Origin of the sequence: Staphylococcus sp. HMSC062H10 (genome assembly GCF_001836945.1) — a bacterium.
Lineage (GTDB): Bacteria > Bacillota > Bacilli > Staphylococcales > Staphylococcaceae > Staphylococcus > Staphylococcus aureus.
Genome location: NZ_KV830953.1, coordinates 20,854 through 40,755, shown reverse-complemented (window position 1 = coordinate 40,755; position 19,902 = coordinate 20,854). Strand labels below are relative to the sequence as shown.

Sequence of the window (19,902 nt, the reverse complement as noted above, 5' to 3'; positions counted from 1 at the left end):
ATGGAAAATTATTGTATTTTAGGAAATCCTAATGTTGGTAAAACATCTTTGTTTAACGCTTTAACTGGTTCGTATGAATATATAGGCAACTGGAGTGGCGTAACGGTAGAGAAAAAAGTAGGGAAGCTAAAAGAAAATGTAGGACAATTAATTGATTTACCAGGTACATATGATTTATCGCCGATTTCTAAAGATGAAACTGTAGTGACAGACTATTTATTAAACGATTCTTTTTCAGGAATCATTAACATTGTTGATGCGAGTCAACTAAAAAGAAATATGCAATTAACAGTACAATTGTTAGAACTTAATCAACCAATATACATCGGATTAAATATGATTGATGTAGCTACAAAGCGCGGGATAAAAATCGATTATCATAAATTGATGAAAAAGTTAAAAACACCTATTTTTCCAGTTGTGGCACGTACAGGCAAAGGAACTAAACATTTACTTGGCGAATTAAAGCATCTAGGGGAAGGGTATCAACCGCATTTTAAAATCAATTATGGTGAGAAGATTGAAGAGACAATTAAAAATATGTGTCAAATAATAATGACAGAGACATCTCATGATAAATATCAAGCTAGATTTATTGCGATTCAATTCTTACTAAATAACATGCAAATTGCAAATGAACTTAATTCAGAGGTTGTAAATAAATTGTCGAGTTTACGGGATCAAGTTGCTGAACAAGTAGAGGCTGTATCTGTTCGTCGAGAGATGGAACGTATACGCAATCATTATATTGAGACGTTATTGCAAGACGTGGTAACGTATCCAGATGAAGATAAGCAATATTTCAGCTCTAGAATAGACAAGATATTAACACATAAATATATAGGGATGCCTATTTTTCTAGCGATTATGTGGTTGATCTTTCAAACTACATTTACATGGATTGGCACACCTTTGTCGGATCAACTCGATGCATTTATAGGTGGTACATTTACGGATAGTGTGAAGACGATTATGAATTATCTTGGCGTTATACCATTTTTACAAGATTTAATTACAGATGGCATTATTGCTGGTGTAGGATCAGTATTAGTCTTTGTACCACAAATTGTTGTGCTCTTTTTCTTTATATCTTTATTAGAAGATTCAGGTTATATGGCACGTATTGCGGTTTTAATGGATCGTATTATGGAATCTTTCGGTTTAAGCGGGAAGTCTTTTATACCGATGATTATCGGATTTGGTTGTAACGTACCGAGTATTATGGCTGCGCGCAGTATTGAAAATGAAAAAGAGCGTTTAACAACGATATTAATTGCACCATTCATGTCATGCTCTGCTAGACTTCCAGTGTATGCATTGTTCGTAGGTATCTTTTTCAAAGAGAATCAATCTTTAGTAGTATTAAGCTTGTATGTTTTAGGTATTATTATGGCATTTTTAGTCAGTACAGTACTTACTAAGACAGTTTTAAAAAATGATAATGCAATCTTTATTGTGGAATTGCCAACATACCGTGTCCCTTCCATTAAAACGTTGTGGCGTAGTACTTGGGAAAAGGCTAAGGGGTTTGTTCGTAAAGCAGGTACTTTTATTTTTGGCGGCTCAGTAGTCATTTGGCTATTAAGTTATGTAGGACCACATGGTATCAATGTGAATATCAATCAAAGTTTTTTACATATAGTTGGTAGCTTCTTTGGTATGTTAGTGCAACCGCTCGGATTTGGAACATGGCAAGCAGGTGCTACGTTAGTGCCAGGATTTTTAGCAAAAGAAGTTATCGTAAGTTCGATGGCGATTATCTATTCATCAGGTGATGCAGGCCTTGTTAATGTGATTCAAAACCAATTCACACCGCTATCTGCGTATGCATTTATGATATTTATACTATTGTATATTCCTTGTGTTTCTACAGTGGCAGCAATCCGTAAAGAGACTTATTCATGGAAATGGACGGCACTTGCAGTTGCCTATCCTCTAGTCATTGCATATGTCTTAACATTCATCTTTTATCAAGTTGGACATTTATTTGTTTAAGGAGTGGTTAAAGTGTCAGTCATTATTAATATTTTAATTTTTTTAGCGATTTTCGGATATGCCTTGTATACGTTAGTTAAATTTTTCAAACGTTCGAAACAAGGAAAATGTGGTACATGTGACATTGATCGTGATTGTTGTGGAACAGAACAACACACAGCGAATCATTTTCCTGGGAAATAATTTAAAAAATGAGCACAGGCGAGGGCGTCCTGATGCTCATTTTTTGATACGCTATATGTTAAAGTATCATGATTTACCTTTGACGACTAATTCATTGTCTTCGATATCTAAATCCACATGTTTAACGTCTGTATGATCTAAATAATAATCTGTTATTTTGTTACGCACTTGTTGTTCAACAATACGTCTTAATGGGCGTGCGCCTAACTCTTCATCATATCCCTCTTCAATTAACCAATCTTTTGCATCTTGAGAGACATTCATCGTAATACCTTTTTTATCTAGTGTTACTTGGACATCATCCAACAATAAATTAATGATTTCTTGAAGTGATTCTTTATCTAGGTGTAAGAATTCCACAATACCATTGAAGCGGTTAAGGAATTCAGGACGGAAGAATTTTTTCATTTCTTGCATAATGTCATCGTATTCTTGGTCTGTACCGTTACCAAAACCAGCGTTTGACGTACAAATAACGATTGTGTTTTTAAAGTTGATGACGTTACCTTGACCATCTGTTAAATTACCATCATCCATCACTTGAAGTAATAATGTTAATATTTGTGGATTAGCCTTTTCAATTTCATCAAATAGAATGACTGAATATGGATTGCGTCGTACTTTTTCAGTTAATGTATTTGAATTATCGTCATAACCGACATAACCAGCAGTTGTACCAATCATTTTAGAAACAGCAGTAGTATCACTATATTCACTCATATCAAGTCGAATCAGTGCCTCTTTATTACCAAATAAATCAATGGCTAACTGTTTGGCAAGCTCTGTTTTACCAACACCAGTAGGACCGACAAATAGGAAGCTACCAATTGGACGGTTGCCGTCATCGAATCCAGCACGATTACGGCGAATTGCACGTGAAACCATCTCTACAGCTTGGTCTTGACCGATGATTTTACTTCTTAAACGATTAGAAATATTTTTTAAACGTTCAATATCGTTATCATCCATTTGAGAAACTGGAATACCAGTTAATCGTTGAATAGTATCTGAAATATCATGAACTGTAGCAACAGCAGTATGTTCACCATTACTGTTTTCTAATTTATCTTGTAATGATTTGATTTCATTTTGAATGTCGTCAGCTTTTTTATATTCTTCAGCACTTACTGCTTTACGTTTATCATTTTCTAATTCAGAAATTCGTTTTTCAGTTTCAACTTTATCGACAGCTGGACTTTGCGCAGATAAATGTGCTGCTGTAATATCTAACACATCGATTGCTTTATCTGGTAATAGGCGTTGTGGAATATATTGAATGGATAAGTCTACACATGCCTTTAATACGTCATTAGGTAATTTGACTTGATGGTGTGTTTCAAATTTTTCACGAATTCCTTTTAAAATTTCAACCGTATCTTTTGCGCTTGGTTCGTTAACCAGTACCTCGTTAAAACGACGTGTTAATGCAGCGTCTTTCATGATATTATTGCGATATTCATCTTGAGTCGTTGCACCTATAATTGAAATTTCACCACGACTTAATGCTGGTTTTAAAATATCAGATAACCCTTTACTACCGGAATCACTTCCTGTTGCGCCGGAACCGATGATTTGGTGAATTTCGTCAAAGAAGAGCACAGCATTTTGTGATGATTTAACGCCTTCAACTAACTTTTGGATGTTTTCTTCAAAGGCGCCACGATATTGCGTTCCAGCTTCAAGAGATGAAATATCTATAGATATAATTTCTTTATCTTTGATTGCTGCAGGTACATTCCCTTCAACGATTGCTTGCGCTAAACCTTCGACAATCGCAGTTTTACCAACTCCAGCTTCTCCGACTAGGATAGGATTGTTTTTAGTGCGTCTACTTAAGACTTCTGCAGTTTCTTGGATTTCTTTATCACGACCGATGACTGGATCTAATAATCTGTCACGAGCCTCTTGCGTTAAGTTACGACCAATTTGTTCTAAATAATTGCCATTGCCACTTTGTTGACCTTGTTGTCTTAGTGCTGCTTGTTGAAAAGCTTGCGCACTTTGTTCGGCAGAATGATTATCATCTTGTTGCGTAAATTGTGATAATTCTTCCGGTGAAACTTCTTTACCATTAATATAGTATTTCTTGTTACTAGTCTGATTTGAGTTTTGCATGTCTTGCATCATTCTTCGTAAAATAGAATCGAAATCACTATTGAAAAAATTGTTATTCATAAACATCACCTCTAAATTTTTAAACTAATAAGTAAAAGAAAATACATTGAAACTATATGCAAACTATAAACAATGGCAATTCTATTTTTCCACCATTGTAGTTTTAAAAACGGCGCATTGTAGGCACTTTATGAACTTTTTGTGTAATTTTTGAAGTAAGTAAGAATTTAAAAGTAAATATTAATCAATGGTTAAGAAACGTATGTGTTGATACATAGTTAATTAAGAAATGGTATATTGTGTTGGTAGTCTATGTGAATTTTGATTTGGAAGTGAATAGTTGATCTTGAAAAAGCATAAAGTGTTAATCATTTTCATAAAGTTAAATGAATAGTATGATGATGCAAAAGGAGTGTGTGTTTATGGTATATAAAAGTTACTATGATTCGCCTGTAGGACGATTGGAACTTGTGAGTGATGGGGTAAGTCTGACCGCTGTTTTGTTTGAAAATCAACAAGATGATGGTACTAGGGAAGAAAATACGTCTTTAGCGATATTTAAAGAGGCGACACAGTGGTTAGACGCGTATTTTAAAGGTGACAATCCTGAAATCACAATACCTTTAAAGCCAACAGGTAGTCATTTTCAACAGTGTGTTTGGAATGAATTAAGACAGATTCCTTATGGGACGTTAACAACGTATGGTGCTATTGCCAAAAAAGTAGGCAAGGTGCTTGATAAGCCAAAAATGTCAGCCCAAGCGGTTGGAGGTGCAGTCGGAAGTAATCCATTATCTATTATCGTGCCATGTCATCGTGTTGTCGGTAAAACGGGTAGCTTAACAGGATTCGGTGGAACGATTAATAATAAAATTAAGCTGTTAGAGTTGGAGAATATCGATATGTCAAAGCTTTATGTACCAAAACATAGCACGAAGCCGTAAATTATAAATGATCCAGGCATTAGGAAAACTTCAATGCTGTGTCAAATAGGCATAATGAATTCATTCAAGACGAAGCATTATAAATAGAAAACAGCAGTAAGACGATTTCAATGAAAAGCTGTCTTACTGCTGTTTTTAGGTTATATTTAAATGTCTTTCAAATACACAGATTACTCTGGTCTGTGATATTCGCGAACGTTATTTTCAATATTTGATAAGTAGAAAATATGACGATCTTCATGAACAGCATCTTGTTGTTCGTCAAAGTCTACGTCATCAAAACGTTTGAAGAATGTTTCATATGCATCAACAGATACTTCAGTACGGTTATTTAATAATGTTTTGTGCGCAGCCTGATCTAAATGATCTTTGTAGCCTTCAACTAATGTCGCACTATAAAATTCACCAACTGAACCTGAGCCATAACTGAATAAACCGATTGTTTCACCAGCTTGTAAATCACGATTTTCAAGTAATGATATTAGGCTTAAATATAATGATCCAGTATAAATATTACCGACATAACGGTTATAATCTACAGCATCTTCATATCCTGAACGTAAACGCTCTTGAGTTGTTTCATCAGCGTTATCAATGATTGACTCTAATGCCTTTTTACCCATTTTTGTAAATGGAACATGGAAGCATAGTGATGCGAAGTCAGCTAGCGACTTACCTTGACGTTTTGCGTATTCATTCCAGCTTTGTTGGAATGAGCGGATATAAGCATCTTTAGATAATGCACCATCAACTAATGGATATTTATGTCCAGTTGGACGCCAGAAATCATAAACGTCTTCAGTGTAAGCAACAGCATCTTCATTTAATGCCAAAATGCTTGGATTATGTGCAATAACCATCGCAACTGCGCCAGCACCTTGTGTTGGCTCGCCGCCTGAATTCAATCCATAACGTGCTGTATCTGTAGCAATAACTAATACTTTTTCATTCGGTCTAGTTGCTAAATAATCTTTAGCTAATTGAATTGCTGGTGTTGCAGCATAACAAGCTTCTTTCATTTCAAAGCAACGTGCAAAAGGTTGAATACCTAATAAGTTGTGAATTTGAACAGCGGCTGCTTTAGCAGCATCAACTGCTGATTCAGTTGCCACAATTACCATACCAATTTTCTTTTTATCTTCGTCTGTTATAATGTCCTTAGCAGCGTTAGCGCCCATTGAAACGATGTCTTGATTTACAGGACTAACAGCCATTTCAGTTTGACCAATTCCAATTAAAAATTTGTTTGGGTCTACTTGGCGTGCTTCTGCTAATTTAGCCATGTCTACATAGTACTTTGGAACGTAAAAGTTTATTTTGTCGATACCTATTGTCATAAGGTTTTACATCCTTTCAAATTTATAAAAGCAACACTTGTATCATATCAGAATATGCTAATCTTATACAAAGAAATACACTAAATTTAAAAATGATTTGACGTTTCTTGTAAGCGTTTTAATTTACCTTGCTTTATTTTATAGTTAAAACAATAATTATTCAATTGAATTTTAAGACGAATAACGTTATTTTATGGTAAAAATAGTAGTGATTGAAATGTTAAAAAATTATGTGAAGTAAAAGGAGTATGTCCATGCAAAGTTTAGATAAAAATTTCCGACATTTATCTCGTCAACAAAAGTTACAACAATTGGTAGATAAGCAATGGTTATCAGAAGAGCAATTCAACATTTTATTGAATCATCCATTAATTGATGAGGAAGTAGCAAATAGTTTAATTGAAAATGTCATCGCGCAAGGTGCATTACCCGTTGGATTATTACCGAATATCATTGTGGACGATAAGGCATATGTTGTACCTATGATGGTGGAAGAGCCTTCAGTTGTCGCTGCAGCTAGTTATGGTGCAAAGCTAGTGAATCAGACTGGCGGATTTAAAACGGTATCTTCTGAACGTATTATGATAGGTCAAATCGTCTTTGATGGCGTTGACGATACTGAAAAATTATCAGCAGACATTAAAGCTTTAGAAAAGCAAATTCATAAAATTGCGGATGAGGCATATCCTTCTATTAAAGCGCGTGGTGGTGGTTACCAACGTATAGCTATTGATACATTTCCTGAGCAACAGTTACTATCTTTAAAAGTATTTGTTGATACGAAAGATGCTATGGGCGCTAATATGCTTAATACGATTTTAGAGGCCATAACTGCATTTTTAAAAAATGAATTTCCGCAAAGCGACATTTTAATGAGTATTTTATCCAATCATGCAACAGCGTCCGTTGTTAAAGTTCAAGGCGAAATTGATGTTAAAGATTTAGCAAGGGGCGAGAGAACTGGGGAAGAGGTTGCCAAACGAATGGAACGTGCTTCTGTATTGGCACAAGTTGATATTCATCGTGCTGCAACACATAATAAAGGTGTTATGAATGGCATACATGCCGTTGTTTTAGCAACAGGAAATGATACGCGTGGTGCAGAAGCAAGTGCGCATGCATACGCAAGTAAAGATGGTCAATATCGTGGTATTGCAACATGGAGATACGATCAAGAACGTCAACGTTTAATTGGTACAATAGAAGTGCCTATGACATTGGCAATCGTTGGCGGTGGTACAAAAGTATTACCAATTGCTAAAGCTTCTTTAGAATTGCTAAATGTAGATACAGCACAAGAATTAGGTCATGTAGTTGCTGCCGTTGGTTTAGCGCAAAACTTTGCAGCATGTCGCGCGCTCGTTTCCGAAGGTATCCAGCAAGGTCATATGAGCTTACAATATAAATCTTTAGCTATTGTTGTAGGTGCAAAAGGTGATGAAATTGCGCAAGTAGCTGAAGCATTGAAGCAAGAACCCCGTGCAAATACACAAGCAGCTGAACGCATTTTACAAGATTTAAGAAGTCAACAATAATCAAATGCGAATAGCGATTTTAAAGAAAAGTTTAAGTCAGTCCATCATAGCGCTTAAATAAATTAATATGAACAAAAAATAAAAAACTTCTATCATACGCATACAGGAAATTGAAGCGTTCGTGATAGAAGTTTTTTGATTAGTAAATATAGTTAAAGTTACGTGCTGCCTTTTTGCTTAGTACACGTGTATTGTATTTTAATGGGCGATAAAAGTTGTATTCTGAAACTTTAATACTACCGTTTTTATATACTTGTTCAACAACTGCGACATGTCCATAATATCCTGCAGTTGATTGCATGACAGCAAATTTTCTTGGTGTACGACCAGTCGCATATTTTGATTTACGTGCATTGTAATACCAATTTTTAGCATTACCCCATCTATTAGAAACAGGTTTGCCGACTTGTGCGCGACGTTTAAATGCCCACCATGTACATTGGTTTTTACTGTAATAATTAACTGCGGCATGCGATTGATGCGTTTGTTCGACGGATTGATAAGTGAAATCTGCTGAGAAAAGGACTGCAAAGGCAATTAGTAAACGAAAAAGTATCTTTTTATATTTCATTTTTATCTCCCAAGTTAATTTTTTCTTTATTCAACGTTATTTATGATAGCAAAATTTTTTTAGAAAACAATGCAAGCAATCAACAATAAAAGTAACTGTAATGAAGCTGTCATATAAAGTGTTAAATTGTAATAAAAATGGATTTTTTCATAAAATATAGAAATTCATGTATATAACAATTAATTGTCATAGTGATACAAGGATGTCAGGATTGATTAACAGCGGATATTAGTGGGAAAATATAAAATGATTTAAAAGAAAAGGTACGTGGTTCTATAACTGAAAGAAAATAGCAATCACAACATATAAATGAAGCGATAACATTAAAAACAGCGCCCTGCAATCAGAGCGCTAACATGAGATGATGTGACTCCATGTATTCATGTATCATTGTACATTTGTGAATTGGTTGAAAACTGATAGTGCCCGTTTAATTACAGGTACTGAGATGCTTTCAGGACATGGATTTGTTCGAAAATATGACAATATTTCACTATGGCTCTTCACTTCTCTAGGGAAATTGCTATCTTGATTAATCCAATCAACCAATTCACCTAATGGTGTGTCATCACCAAGAAAACTTTGCATAAATTCGTAAAAGCTCAATACCTCACCTCGAATAACAAACTTGAGCCATTAATATAATACCATAAAAGAATGTGTATTTTACATAAAACTTTTTATAAAGCAATTTTATAAATCTAAATTTATTGAATGTTTAAGAAGTTGTGTATAATGAAATAAACGTGTTGAAATAGTTAGGATGATGTTAGTGGATATCAAACATATGAAATATTTTATTGAAGTCGTAAAGCAAGGAGGCATGACTAATGCTTCCAAATCATTATATATTGCACAACCTACAATTAGTAAAGCAATTAAAGATATTGAAAATGAAATGGGCACGCCCTTATTTGATAGAAGTAAAAGACATTTAATACTTACCGATGCAGGTCAAATTTTTTATGAGAAAAGTAAAGAAATTGTTGCACTGTATGATTATTTACCATCTGAAATGGAACGCTTGAATGGACTGGAAACAGGGCATATAAACATGGGCATGTCGGCAGTCATGAATATGAAGATTCTTATCAATATTCTTGGTGCATTCCATCAACAATATCCAAATGTTACATATAATTTAATAGAAAATGGCGGAAAAACGATTGAGCAGCAAATTATCAATGATGAAGTAGATATAGGCGTGACCACTTTGCCAGTCGATCATCATATTTTCGATTATACTACCCTAGATAAGGAAGATTTGCGACTTATCGTGAGCAGAGAGCATCGACTCGCAAAATATGAAACTGTTAAACTCGAAGATTTAGCAGGTGAAGACTTCATTTTATTTAATAAAGACTTTTACTTGAATGATAAAATTATTGAAAATGCTAAAAACGTTGGCTTTGTTCCGAATACTGTAGCGCAAATTTCACAATGGCATGTTATAGAAGATTTAGTTACGAATGAATTAGGTATTAGTATTTTACCAACATCAATTTCAGAGCAACTAAATGGAGACGTGAAACTATTACGTATTGAAGATGCGCATGTACATTGGGAATTAGGTGTTGTTTGGAAGAAGGATAAACAATTAAGTCATGCCACAACGAAATGGATAGAATTTTTGAAAGATCGTTTAGGCTAACATATTAATAAAGCACTCATTATTTGAGGTTCCTCATTACTTGGATCATTGAAATAATGAGTGCTTTTTATTATGAAAAAGAAGTGAAATTTAGAGAGCGTTTCCATAGAAAAAAGTAATACAAAGCATAAAAAAAGAGTATTTTTATATTGTGTGTGTCATCTTTATAATAGTTATTGTAACAATTTAGACATATTTAGAAAGGGATGGCGCCATGCACAAAGTCCAATTAATAATCAAACTACTACTACAACTAGGAATCATCATTGTGATTACTTATATTGGCACAGAAATTCAAAAGATTTTTCATCTTCCCTTAGCCGGCAGTATTGTTGGTCTATTTTTATTTTATTTACTATTACAATTTAAGATTGTACCGCTCACTTGGGTAGAAGACGGTGCAAACTTTTTATTAAAGACGATGGTCTTTTTCTTCATACCATCAGTTGTAGGTATTATGGATGTTGCGTCCGAAATTACGCTAAATTATATACTCTTTTTCGCAGTCATTATCATAGGAACATGTATCGTTGCATTATCTTCAGGTTATATTGCTGAAAAAATGTCTGTTAAACATAAGCAACGTAAAGGTATAGATGCTTATGAATGATTACGTGCAAGCCTTGTTAATGATTTTATTGACTGTCGTTTTATATTATTTCGCTAAAAGATTACAACAAAAATATCCGAATCCGTTTTTGAATCCAGCATTAATTGCATCTTTAGGAATTATTTTTGTCTTACTTATCTTTGGAATTAGTTATAATGGGTATATGAAAGGTGGCAGTTGGATCAACCATATTTTAAACGCAACGGTCGTATGTTTAGCGTACCCACTTTATAAAAATAGAGAGAAAATTAAAGATAATGTCTCTATCATTTTTGCAAGTGTATTAACTGGCGTCATGCTAAATTTTATGTTAGTGTTCTTAACACTTAAAGCATTTGGCTATTCTAAAGACGTCATTGTAACATTATTGCCCCGATCTATAACAGCCGCTGTTGGTATAGAAGTGTCACATGAACTTGGTGGCACAGATACGATGACCGTACTTTTTATTATCACAACGGGTTTAATAGGTAGTATTTTAGGTTCGATGTTATTACGATTTGGAAGATTTGAATCTTCTATCGCCAAAGGTTTAACGTATGGGAATGCGTCACATGCATTTGGCACAGCTAAAGCACTGGAGATGGATATTGAATCTGGTGCATTTAGTTCAATTGGGATGATTTTAACTGCAGTTATTAGTTCGGTGTTAATACCTGTTCTAATCATACTGTTCTATTAATTAGAAAAAGACACTAAGAAAGGGAGGCTATTAGTAATAATGGCAAAAATAAAAGCAAATGAAGCATTAGTTAAAGCATTACAAGCATGGGATATAGATCACTTATATGGTATTCCAGGTGATTCAATCGACGCAGTGGTCGATAGTTTACGTACAGTGAGAGATCAATTTAAATTTTATCATGTACGTCATGAAGAAGTAGCAAGCTTAGCGGCTGCTGGTTACACAAAATTAACTGGTAAAATCGGTGTGGCATTAAGTATCGGTGGCCCTGGTTTAATTCATTTATTAAATGGTATGTACGATGCCAAAATGGATAATGTACCGCAATTAATATTATCTGGACAAACGAATAGTACAGCACTTGGAACGAAAGCATTCCAAGAAACAAATTTACAAAAATTATGTGAAGATGTAGCCGTTTATAATCACCAAATTGAAAAAGGTGACAATGTGTTTGAAATCGTTAACGAAGCAATTCGTACGGCATATGAACAAAAAGGTGTAGCTGTTGTTATTTGTCCTAACGACTTATTAACTGAAAAAATTAAAGATACAACGAATAAACCAGTAGATACATCAAGACCAACAGTAGTATCACCAAAATATAAAGACATCAAAAAAGCGGTTAAATTAATTAATAAAAGTAAAAAGCCTGTCATGTTAATTGGTGTAGGTGCGAAACATGCGAAAGATGAGCTACGTGAATTTATTGAAATGGCTAAAATTCCTGTCATTCATTCATTACCAGCTAAAACAATCTTGCCGGATGATCATCCATATAGTATCGGTAACTTAGGTAAAATCGGTACCAAAACATCTTATCAAACAATGCAGGAAGCGGATTTATTAATTATGGTTGGTACAAACTATCCATATGTGGATTACTTACCTAAGAAAAATATTAAAGCCATTCAAATTGACACAAATCCTAAAAATATCGGACATCGTTTCAATATTAATGTGGGAATTGTTGGAGATAGTAAAATTGCGTTGCATCAGTTAACTGAAAATATTAAACATGTTGCTGAAAGACCATTCTTAAACAAAACGTTAGAACGTAAAGCGGTTTGGGATAAATGGATGGAACAAGATAAAAATAATAATAGTAAACCATTACGTCCAGAACGATTAATGGCATCAATCAATAAATTTATTAAAGATGATGCAGTGATTTCAGCAGATGTAGGTACAGCAACAGTTTGGTCAACTCGATACTTAAACCTTGGTGTAAATAACAAGTTCATCATTTCAAGTTGGTTAGGTACAATGGGTTGCGGTCTTCCAGGTGCAATGGCATCAAAAATTGCATATCCAAATAGACAAGCCATCGCAATTGCTGGTGACGGTGCATTCCAAATGGTGATGCAGGACTTTGCAACAGCTGTACAATATGATTTACCTTTAACAGTGTTTGTTTTAAATAATAAGCAATTAGCGTTTATTAAATATGAACAACAAGCTGCTGGTGAATTAGAATATGCGGTTGATTTCTCTGATATGGATCATGCCAAATTTGCTGAAGCAGCAGGTGGTAAAGGTTATACAATTAAAAGTGCTAGCGAAGTAGATGCTATTGTAGAAGAGGCACTAGCACAAGATGTACCAACAATTGTAGATGTTTATGTTGATCCTAATGCTGCGCCATTACCAGGTAAAATTGTAAATGAAGAAGCGCTTGGTTATGGTAAATGGGCATTTAGATCTATTACTGAAGATAAACATTTAGATTTAGATCAAATTCCACCTATTTCAGTTGCAGCAAAACGTTTCTTATAACTGATTGAAAGGTTATCACAATTGAATTGAACTATAAAAACGGTAATTTCTATTTCAACAAAATGGGAATTGCCGTTTTGTTTATTTATCACAAATGATTGTACTGAATTGATGATAAAATTGTGAAAAAGTTGTTGAAAACGCTTTTACAAATATGTATAATAACTATGAATTACATATCACTTGCGTGTTACTGGTAATGCAGGCATGAGCAAACAACCGTACTATGAGAATAGTCTTGTTTGTTCATGCCTGCTTTTTTGTACATGGAAGCGGAAATTGAGATAGGGGATGTTTATATGTTTAAGAAATTGTTTGGACAATTGCAACGTATCGGTAAAGCATTAATGTTACCTGTTGCGATTTTACCAGCAGCTGGTATTTTATTAGCGTTTGGTAACGCAATGCACAACGAACAATTAGTAGAAATTGCACCATGGTTAAAAAACGATATCATTGTAATGATTTCGTCGGTCATGGAAGCAGCAGGACAAGTTGTATTTGATAACTTGCCATTATTATTTGCAGTTGGTACAGCACTTGGATTAGCAGGAGGAGACGGTGTTGCAGCATTAGCAGCGCTAGTAGGTTACTTAATTATGAATGCAACAATGGGGAAAGTGTTGCACATTACAATTGATGACATTTTCTCATATGCCAAAGGGGCAAAAGAATTAAGTCAAGCAGCGAAAGAACCAGCACATGCCTTAGTATTAGGTATTCCAACGTTACAAACGGGTGTGTTTGGTGGTATTATCATGGGTGCTTTAGCCGCATGGTGTTACAACAAATTTTATAATATTACACTACCACCATTTTTAGGATTCTTTGCAGGTAAACGATTTGTACCGATTGTGACATCGGTCGTAGCAATTGCAACAGGTGTGGTTTTAAGCTTTGCGTGGCCACCAATTCAAGACGGATTAAATAGTTTATCGAATTTCTTATTAAATAAAAATTTAACATTAACAACGTTTATATTCGGTATTATTGAACGCTCATTAATTCCATTTGGTTTACATCATATTTTCTATTCACCGTTCTGGTTTGAATTCGGAAGTTATACAAATCACGCAGGTGAATTAGTTCGTGGTGACCAACGTATTTGGATGGCACAATTGAAAGATGGCGTACCATTTACTGCTGGTGCATTTACTACTGGTAAATATCCATTCATGATGTTTGGTTTACCAGCGGCAGCATTTGCTATTTATAAAAATGCACGACCAGAACGTAAAAAAGTCGTGGGTGGTTTAATGTTATCAGCAGGATTAACTGCATTTTTAACTGGTATCACTGAGCCATTAGAATTTTCATTCTTATTTGTAGCACCAGTACTTTATGGAATTCACGTATTATTAGCTGGTACATCATTCTTAGTAATGCATTTATTAGGCGTTAAAATTGGTATGACATTCTCAGGTGGTTTCATAGATTATATTTTATATGGTTTATTAAACTGGGATCGTTCACACGCATTATTAGTTATTCCAGTCGGTATTGTATACGCTATCGTGTATTACTTCTTATTCGACTTTGCAATTCGTAAGTTTAAATTGAAAACACCAGGTCGTGAAGATGAAGAAACTGAAATTCGTAACTCTAGTGTCGCAAAATTACCATTTGATGTCTTAGATGCAATGGGTGGAAAAGAAAACATTAAACATTTAGATGCATGTATTACACGTCTGCGCGTAGAAGTGGTTGATAAATCAAAAGTAGATGTAGCAGGTATTAAAGCTTTAGGCGCATCAGGTGTATTAGAAGTTGGAAACAATATGCAAGCTATCTTTGGTCCAAAATCAGATCAAATTAAACATGATATGGCCAAGATTATGAGTGGTGAAATTACGAAACCAAGTGAAACGACAGTGACTGAAGAAATGTCAGATGAACCAGTTCACGTAGAAGCACTTGGAACAACAGACATCTATGCACCAGGTGTCGGTCAAATCATTCCATTATCAGAAGTACCTGATCAAGTATTCGCTGGTAAAATGATGGGTGATGGTGTTGGCTTTATCCCTGAAAAAGGTGAAATTGTAGCACCGTTTGATGGTACAGTGAAAACAATCTTCCCTACGAAACATGCGGTAGGATTAGAATCTGAAAGTGGTGTCGAAGTACTTATTCATATTGGTATCGATACAGTGAAACTGAATGGTGAAGGATTCGAAAGTCTGATTAACGTTGATGAAAAAGTAACACAAGGTCAACCATTAATGAAAGTGAATTTAGCATACTTGAAAGCGCACGCACCAAGCATCGTTACACCAATGATTATTACAAATCTTGAAAATAAAGAACTTGTCATTGAAGATGTCCAAGATGCTGATCCAGGTAAGCTAATTATGACAGTCAAATAATGATTGAAAATGAAATAGCATATCAAATGAATGAACTTTTAGTCATTCATAGTGCGTATGCGAAGTAGCGAGTTGAAAGAGAATACGTTACAAAAGGCAGTAGCTTAAAATGAAGCTACTGTCTTTTTAGTGCGCAATGATGTATAGCAGGTGTGTTGATGAGAATAAGGTAAATATTAGTGTTAGATATAGAAAACATTGCTTATGTTTTTGTCACATTTTAGAAAAATGCATCTTCGCGACTAGCCAAATTAATAGCGTCATTGAAAAGTTTGATTTCCCGTAATAAAGTTCAATTGCTTGTATTTTTATCATGAAAGTAATAAAAATAAATTAACATGATTTTAAATCTATTTGTAAGATAAGGAGATTTGTCATTATGACAACAGAAGGTCTATTAGTTGCAGAGAAAGAAATCGAAGTGAATGGTTACGACATTGATGCGATGGGTGTCGTTAGTAATATCGTTTATATTAGATGGTTCGAAGATTTGAGAACAGCGTTTATTAATCAGCACATGAATTACTCAACAATGATCAATCAAGGCATTTCACCTATACTTATGAAAACGGAAGCAGAATATAAAGTACCTGTCACAATACATGACAAACCAGTAGGTCGTATTTACTTAGTTAAAGCAAGCAAGATGAAATGGGTGTTTCAGTTTGAAATTGTGTCCGCACATGGCGTGCATTGTATTGGTACACAGACAGGCGGTTTTTACAGATTGAGCGATAAGAAGATAACCTCTGTGCCACAAGTGTTTCAAGAGATTTTAGCAACAAAATAATGACTTCATTTTAAAATATAAAAAGTAAGAAGGTGTTCGAAATGGTTAAGCAATTAAATAGTGTCGTAGCATTCCGTGAATTTATTCATCAATATCCGTTAGCAGTTGTACATGTCATGCGCGATCAGTGTAGCGTGTGTCATGCCGTTTTACCACAAATTGAAGACTTGATGCAATCATTCCCCAATGTGCCATTAGCTGTGATTAATCAAAGTCAGGTGGAAGCTATTGCTGGAGAATTAAATATTTTCACTGTACCTGTGGATTTAATTTTTATGAATGGAAAAGAAATGCATCGTCAAGGGCGTTTTATCGATATGCAACGTTTTGAACATCATCTTAAGCAAATGAATGATAGTGTGAATAACGATGTCGATGAGCGTTAGTATTGAAAATGATTAGTATTGCTATGATTATGTAGACATCATAACTTATTTCCCGGTAAATATTGGTAGTAATAAGAATCAGCATGGTACAGTAGAACTATAGTAGAAATCATCAAAGAGGAGTGACGACAAATGCGTAAAAAATGGTCTGCACTTGCGTTTGGATTTTTAGTAGCGGCATACGCACATATTAGAATTAAAGAAAAACGCAGTGTGAAAAGTTATATGTTAGAACAAGGTATACGATTATCTAGAGCTAAGCGTCGTTTTATGTATAAAGAAGAAGCGATGAAAGCATTAGAAAAAATGGCGCCACAGACAGCAGGTGAATATGAGGGCACCAATTATCAGTTTAAGATGCCAGTAACAGTGGATAAGCACTTCGGTTCAACCGTTTATACCGTTAACGATAAACAAGATAAGCATCAACGCGTTGTATTATACGCACATGGAGGCGCATGGTTCCAAGACCCACTCAAAATTCATTTCGAATTTATTGATGAACTTGCAGAAACACTCAATGCTAAAGTCATCATGCCAGTATATCCGAAGATTCCGCATCAAGATTATCAAGCGACGTATGTGCTTTTTGAAAAGTTGTATCATGATTTATTGAATCAAGTAGCAGATTCTAAACAAATCGTTGTAATGGGTGACTCTGCGGGCGGTCAAATTGCTTTATCATTTGCTCAATTGTTAAAAGAAAAGCATATAGCTCAACCAGGACATATTGTCTTGATTTCACCAGTATTAGATGCAACGATGCGCCATCCAGAAGTTCCTGACTACTTAAAGAAAGATCCAATGGTAGGTGTTGATGGTAGTGTTTATTTAGCTGAGCAATGGGCAGGTGACACACCATTAGATGATTACAAAGTATCACCAATTAACGGTGACTTAGATGGTTTAGGACGAATTACCTTAACTGTTGGTACAAAAGAAGTGCTGTATCCTGATGCATTGAACTTATCACAATTGTTGAGTGCAAAAGGTATAGAACATGACTTTATACCTGGATATTACCAATTTCATATTTATCCAGTATTCCCAATACCAGAGCGCCGACGCTTTTTATACCAAATTAAAAATATTATTAACTAAAATAAAAAACTCTGATATCACCTACAATGTAGCTACATTGTTAAATAGTAGATACTTGCTAAAGTGATTATCAGAGTTTTCTTATTCATCTAATGTTTCAGGTTGTCTTTTAAGTGATAGTAATAAAATTAAAATCATAATAAGAATGATGCCTACGATTTGAAATGGTTTGAATGCCACATGTAACCATAGACTGCTTGCGATAACGGCTACGACAGGTTCAACAGTTCCGAATAATGTTGTTTCTTTCGCTGATATGTATTGTAAACTGTCGATAAAGAAATAAAATGCGAGTGCGGTACCACCGATAATACCAAAGATTAAAAATAATATAATTGATATGTCCCATTTAGTGATATCAATGTGCCAAATTGGATGGCGTAAATTCATCGCAACACCAGAAATAAGCATTGCCCACCCGACAATTAGAATCGAACCGAAGCGGTTAAGTAGGTCTGAAGGATAAATTGTGTAAAAAGCGAGTGCTACACCAGCTAAAATACCCCAGAATAAACTTGCAGGATTGACGACTAAATTAGAAAATGAACCATTCGTTAATAATAAAAATGTTCCTAATAATGTCATGATAATAGCAAGCACATCAAATAATGTAAGTTTTGCAACGCCTCTTATGACAAACCAAATAATAATATAAACTGGCGCAATGTATTGTAGTAATGTTGCAATCGCAGCATTACCTGTATTAATAGATGCCATATAAGCATATTGTACAACTAACATGCCCAGTATACTGAAGATAAGTAATTTGCCTAACATACGTCGATCTTGGAATACGCTAAATATTGAACGTTTGGGTTGCATCATTTTGTACATAATAAGTAAGAAAATACCACTGACTACAAGTCGAGCAGTGACATACCAATCGACATTAATATTCTTATATTTGAACAAGAAATCAGAAACAGTACCACCTAATCCCCATAAACAAGCACCGACAATGGCAAGTATAATTCCTTTTAAACGCAAAGCTGAATGATTATTCGCCAAGTATCTCACCCCTTTAAAACTTAACACCAACAACATAAAATATGTCGGTGTATGATAATGATTTAATTCATTATATCGACTTTTAAGAAAGAGTGAAATGAAAAAATAAAAAAATCATCTAAGATGTAGTGGTCTAGATGATAGATAAATGAATCGATATGGGAAATGAATGTTGAAACACAGAGGATAAACTATTTAAATGAGATTTCAGGAAGACTCAAATGTTTTTGCGTAAGAGATCCATGATGAGAATGCTGACTATCTAACACGAAATGTGATACATCATGTCCAGTCATACTCGTATATAAAATAATGACTAAATAAGAAGTGAACGTTATAAAGATAAGTGCTAAATAGATAGAAATTGCAACTTTAACGGAATGACTCAATTGCATCTTTACCGCCTCCACTAAGTTATACTAAATATTTTCATCTTCAGTATAACCAGACATTGTTAAGTTGATGTAAATTTAGCTTTAAAAAAAGTAAAGATTCAACCTATAGACTATCATCATTCCTATCAGAAAACTAAAAATAATATCCTACTTTAATTATCTTATTGCAAATATATGTGTAATAAGTTATTTTTGAATATAGTGTGCGGTTTTATAAACACAGCACAAAAACAAAAAATAAATAGCTCGAAAGATAAAATGTATAAATATTAAAAATTTTTAGAAATATTACTTACTTCCAGATGTAAAAAAGTTATCAAAAAACTGTCACACAACTGTTTGAAATATAGAGTAAAAAGTTAATTAGTAAATATTAATGACAACATAAGTAGTTTTTGAAACAATCCATTTTAAAAATCTTTCACAAATATGAAATATTTCACTTAAATATTTG

18 protein-coding genes are annotated in these 19,902 nt (G+C 34.3%); 12 read left to right on the top strand and 6 right to left on the bottom strand.

Annotated elements, in window-relative coordinates:
* Together feoB and HMPREF2658_RS01490 are read left to right on the top strand one after the other, a co-directional pair.
* Entirely contained in the window at window positions 1-1,995 is a 1,995-nt protein-coding gene (gene feoB / locus HMPREF2658_RS01495) for a ferrous iron transport protein B (RefSeq protein WP_000432903.1), read from the top strand.
* Between the two features lie 12 nt (window positions 1,996-2,007).
* Window positions 2,008-2,178 (top strand): FeoB-associated Cys-rich membrane protein, encoded by a 171-nt coding sequence (locus HMPREF2658_RS01490; RefSeq protein ID WP_000111116.1) that lies wholly within the window; start codon window positions 2,008-2,010, stop codon window positions 2,176-2,178.
* A 66-nt stretch (window positions 2,179-2,244) separates the two neighbouring features.
* On the opposite strand, the gene clpL is transcribed toward HMPREF2658_RS01490, so the two are convergent.
* Window positions 2,245-4,353, bottom strand: a complete 2,109-nt coding sequence (gene clpL, locus HMPREF2658_RS01485) for an ATP-dependent Clp protease ATP-binding subunit ClpL (RefSeq protein WP_001063338.1) — start codon at window positions 4,351-4,353, stop codon at window positions 2,245-2,247.
* A gap of 362 nt (window positions 4,354-4,715) precedes the next feature.
* Here clpL and HMPREF2658_RS01480 point away from each other — a divergent pair, with 362 nt between their 5' ends.
* Window positions 4,716-5,237 (top strand): methylated-DNA--[protein]-cysteine S-methyltransferase, encoded by a 522-nt coding sequence (locus tag HMPREF2658_RS01480; protein ID WP_000262599.1) that lies wholly within the window; start codon window positions 4,716-4,718, stop codon window positions 5,235-5,237.
* A gap of 170 nt (window positions 5,238-5,407) precedes the next feature.
* On the opposite strand, the gene HMPREF2658_RS01475 is transcribed toward HMPREF2658_RS01480, so the two are convergent.
* Window positions 5,408-6,574, bottom strand: a complete 1,167-nt coding sequence (locus HMPREF2658_RS01475; protein ID WP_000151984.1) for a hydroxymethylglutaryl-CoA synthase — start codon at window positions 6,572-6,574, stop codon at window positions 5,408-5,410.
* 254 nt (window positions 6,575-6,828) lie between these two features.
* On the opposite strand from HMPREF2658_RS01475, the gene HMPREF2658_RS01470 reads away from it, so the two are divergent.
* Entirely contained in the window at window positions 6,829-8,109 is a 1,281-nt protein-coding gene (locus HMPREF2658_RS01470; protein ID WP_001191002.1) for a hydroxymethylglutaryl-CoA reductase, degradative, read from the top strand.
* A gap of 139 nt (window positions 8,110-8,248) precedes the next feature.
* On the opposite strand, the gene HMPREF2658_RS01465 is transcribed toward HMPREF2658_RS01470, so the two are convergent.
* Together HMPREF2658_RS01465 and HMPREF2658_RS01460 are read right to left on the bottom strand one after the other, a co-directional pair.
* Window positions 8,249-8,680, bottom strand: a complete 432-nt coding sequence (locus tag HMPREF2658_RS01465) for a CHAP domain-containing protein (protein ID WP_000875614.1) — start codon at window positions 8,678-8,680, stop codon at window positions 8,249-8,251.
* A 387-nt stretch (window positions 8,681-9,067) separates the two neighbouring features.
* The gene (locus tag HMPREF2658_RS01460) at window positions 9,068-9,286 is read right to left on the bottom strand and encodes a sterile alpha motif-like domain-containing protein (RefSeq protein WP_000011687.1); all 219 of its coding nucleotides are present in this window, start codon (window positions 9,284-9,286) and stop codon (window positions 9,068-9,070) included.
* A 166-nt stretch (window positions 9,287-9,452) separates the two neighbouring features.
* Here HMPREF2658_RS01460 and HMPREF2658_RS01455 point away from each other — a divergent pair, with 166 nt between their 5' ends.
* The 8 genes from HMPREF2658_RS01455 to HMPREF2658_RS01420 all read left to right on the top strand — a co-directional run bounded on the left by HMPREF2658_RS01455 (window position 9,453) and on the right by HMPREF2658_RS01420 (window position 18,045).
* Entirely contained in the window at window positions 9,453-10,331 is an 879-nt protein-coding gene (locus HMPREF2658_RS01455) for a cidABC operon transcriptional activator CidR (RefSeq protein ID WP_000351761.1), read from the top strand.
* Between the two features lie 214 nt (window positions 10,332-10,545).
* Complete coding sequence (cidA, locus tag HMPREF2658_RS01450) at window positions 10,546-10,941, top strand: holin-like murein hydrolase modulator CidA (RefSeq protein ID WP_000549735.1); 396 nt, start codon at window positions 10,546-10,548, stop codon at window positions 10,939-10,941.
* Window positions 10,934-11,623 carry an LrgB family protein gene (locus HMPREF2658_RS01445; RefSeq protein ID WP_001001018.1) on the top strand — a complete coding sequence of 230 codons (690 nt, stop codon included), beginning with the start codon at window positions 10,934-10,936 and terminating at the stop codon, window positions 11,621-11,623. The genes cidA and HMPREF2658_RS01445 overlap by 8 nt, the downstream gene beginning before the upstream one ends.
* A 39-nt stretch (window positions 11,624-11,662) precedes the next feature.
* Window positions 11,663-13,402, top strand: a complete 1,740-nt coding sequence (locus tag HMPREF2658_RS01440; protein WP_001062662.1) for a pyruvate oxidase — start codon at window positions 11,663-11,665, stop codon at window positions 13,400-13,402.
* 299 nt (window positions 13,403-13,701) lie between these two features.
* Window positions 13,702-15,768 (top strand): glucose-specific PTS transporter subunit IIBC, encoded by a 2,067-nt coding sequence (ptsG, locus tag HMPREF2658_RS01435; RefSeq protein ID WP_000473692.1) that lies wholly within the window; start codon window positions 13,702-13,704, stop codon window positions 15,766-15,768.
* Between the two features lie 379 nt (window positions 15,769-16,147).
* A complete protein-coding gene (locus HMPREF2658_RS01430; protein ID WP_000206034.1) occupies window positions 16,148-16,558 on the top strand; it encodes an acyl-CoA thioesterase in 411 nt (136 codons plus the stop codon).
* A 41-nt stretch (window positions 16,559-16,599) separates the two neighbouring features.
* Window positions 16,600-16,944: a thioredoxin family protein gene (locus tag HMPREF2658_RS01425; protein WP_000240665.1), complete on the top strand. Its 345-nt coding sequence runs from the start codon at window positions 16,600-16,602 to the stop codon at window positions 16,942-16,944.
* Window positions 16,945-17,076: 132 nt separating this feature from the next.
* Window positions 17,077-18,045: an alpha/beta hydrolase fold domain-containing protein gene (locus HMPREF2658_RS01420; RefSeq protein WP_001228154.1), complete on the top strand. Its 969-nt coding sequence runs from the start codon at window positions 17,077-17,079 to the stop codon at window positions 18,043-18,045.
* Window positions 18,046-18,126: 81 nt separating this feature from the next.
* Here the strand turns inward: HMPREF2658_RS01420 and HMPREF2658_RS01415 are convergent, their stop codons facing one another.
* On the bottom strand, window positions 18,127-19,062 hold the full coding sequence (locus HMPREF2658_RS01415; RefSeq protein WP_072460442.1) for a DMT family transporter: 936 nt from the start codon (window positions 19,060-19,062) through the stop codon (window positions 18,127-18,129).
* A gap of 182 nt (window positions 19,063-19,244) precedes the next feature.
* Window positions 19,245-19,448 (bottom strand): hypothetical protein, encoded by a 204-nt coding sequence (locus tag HMPREF2658_RS01410; RefSeq protein ID WP_001177186.1) that lies wholly within the window; start codon window positions 19,446-19,448, stop codon window positions 19,245-19,247.
* Window positions 19,449-19,902 lie beyond the last annotated feature (454 nt).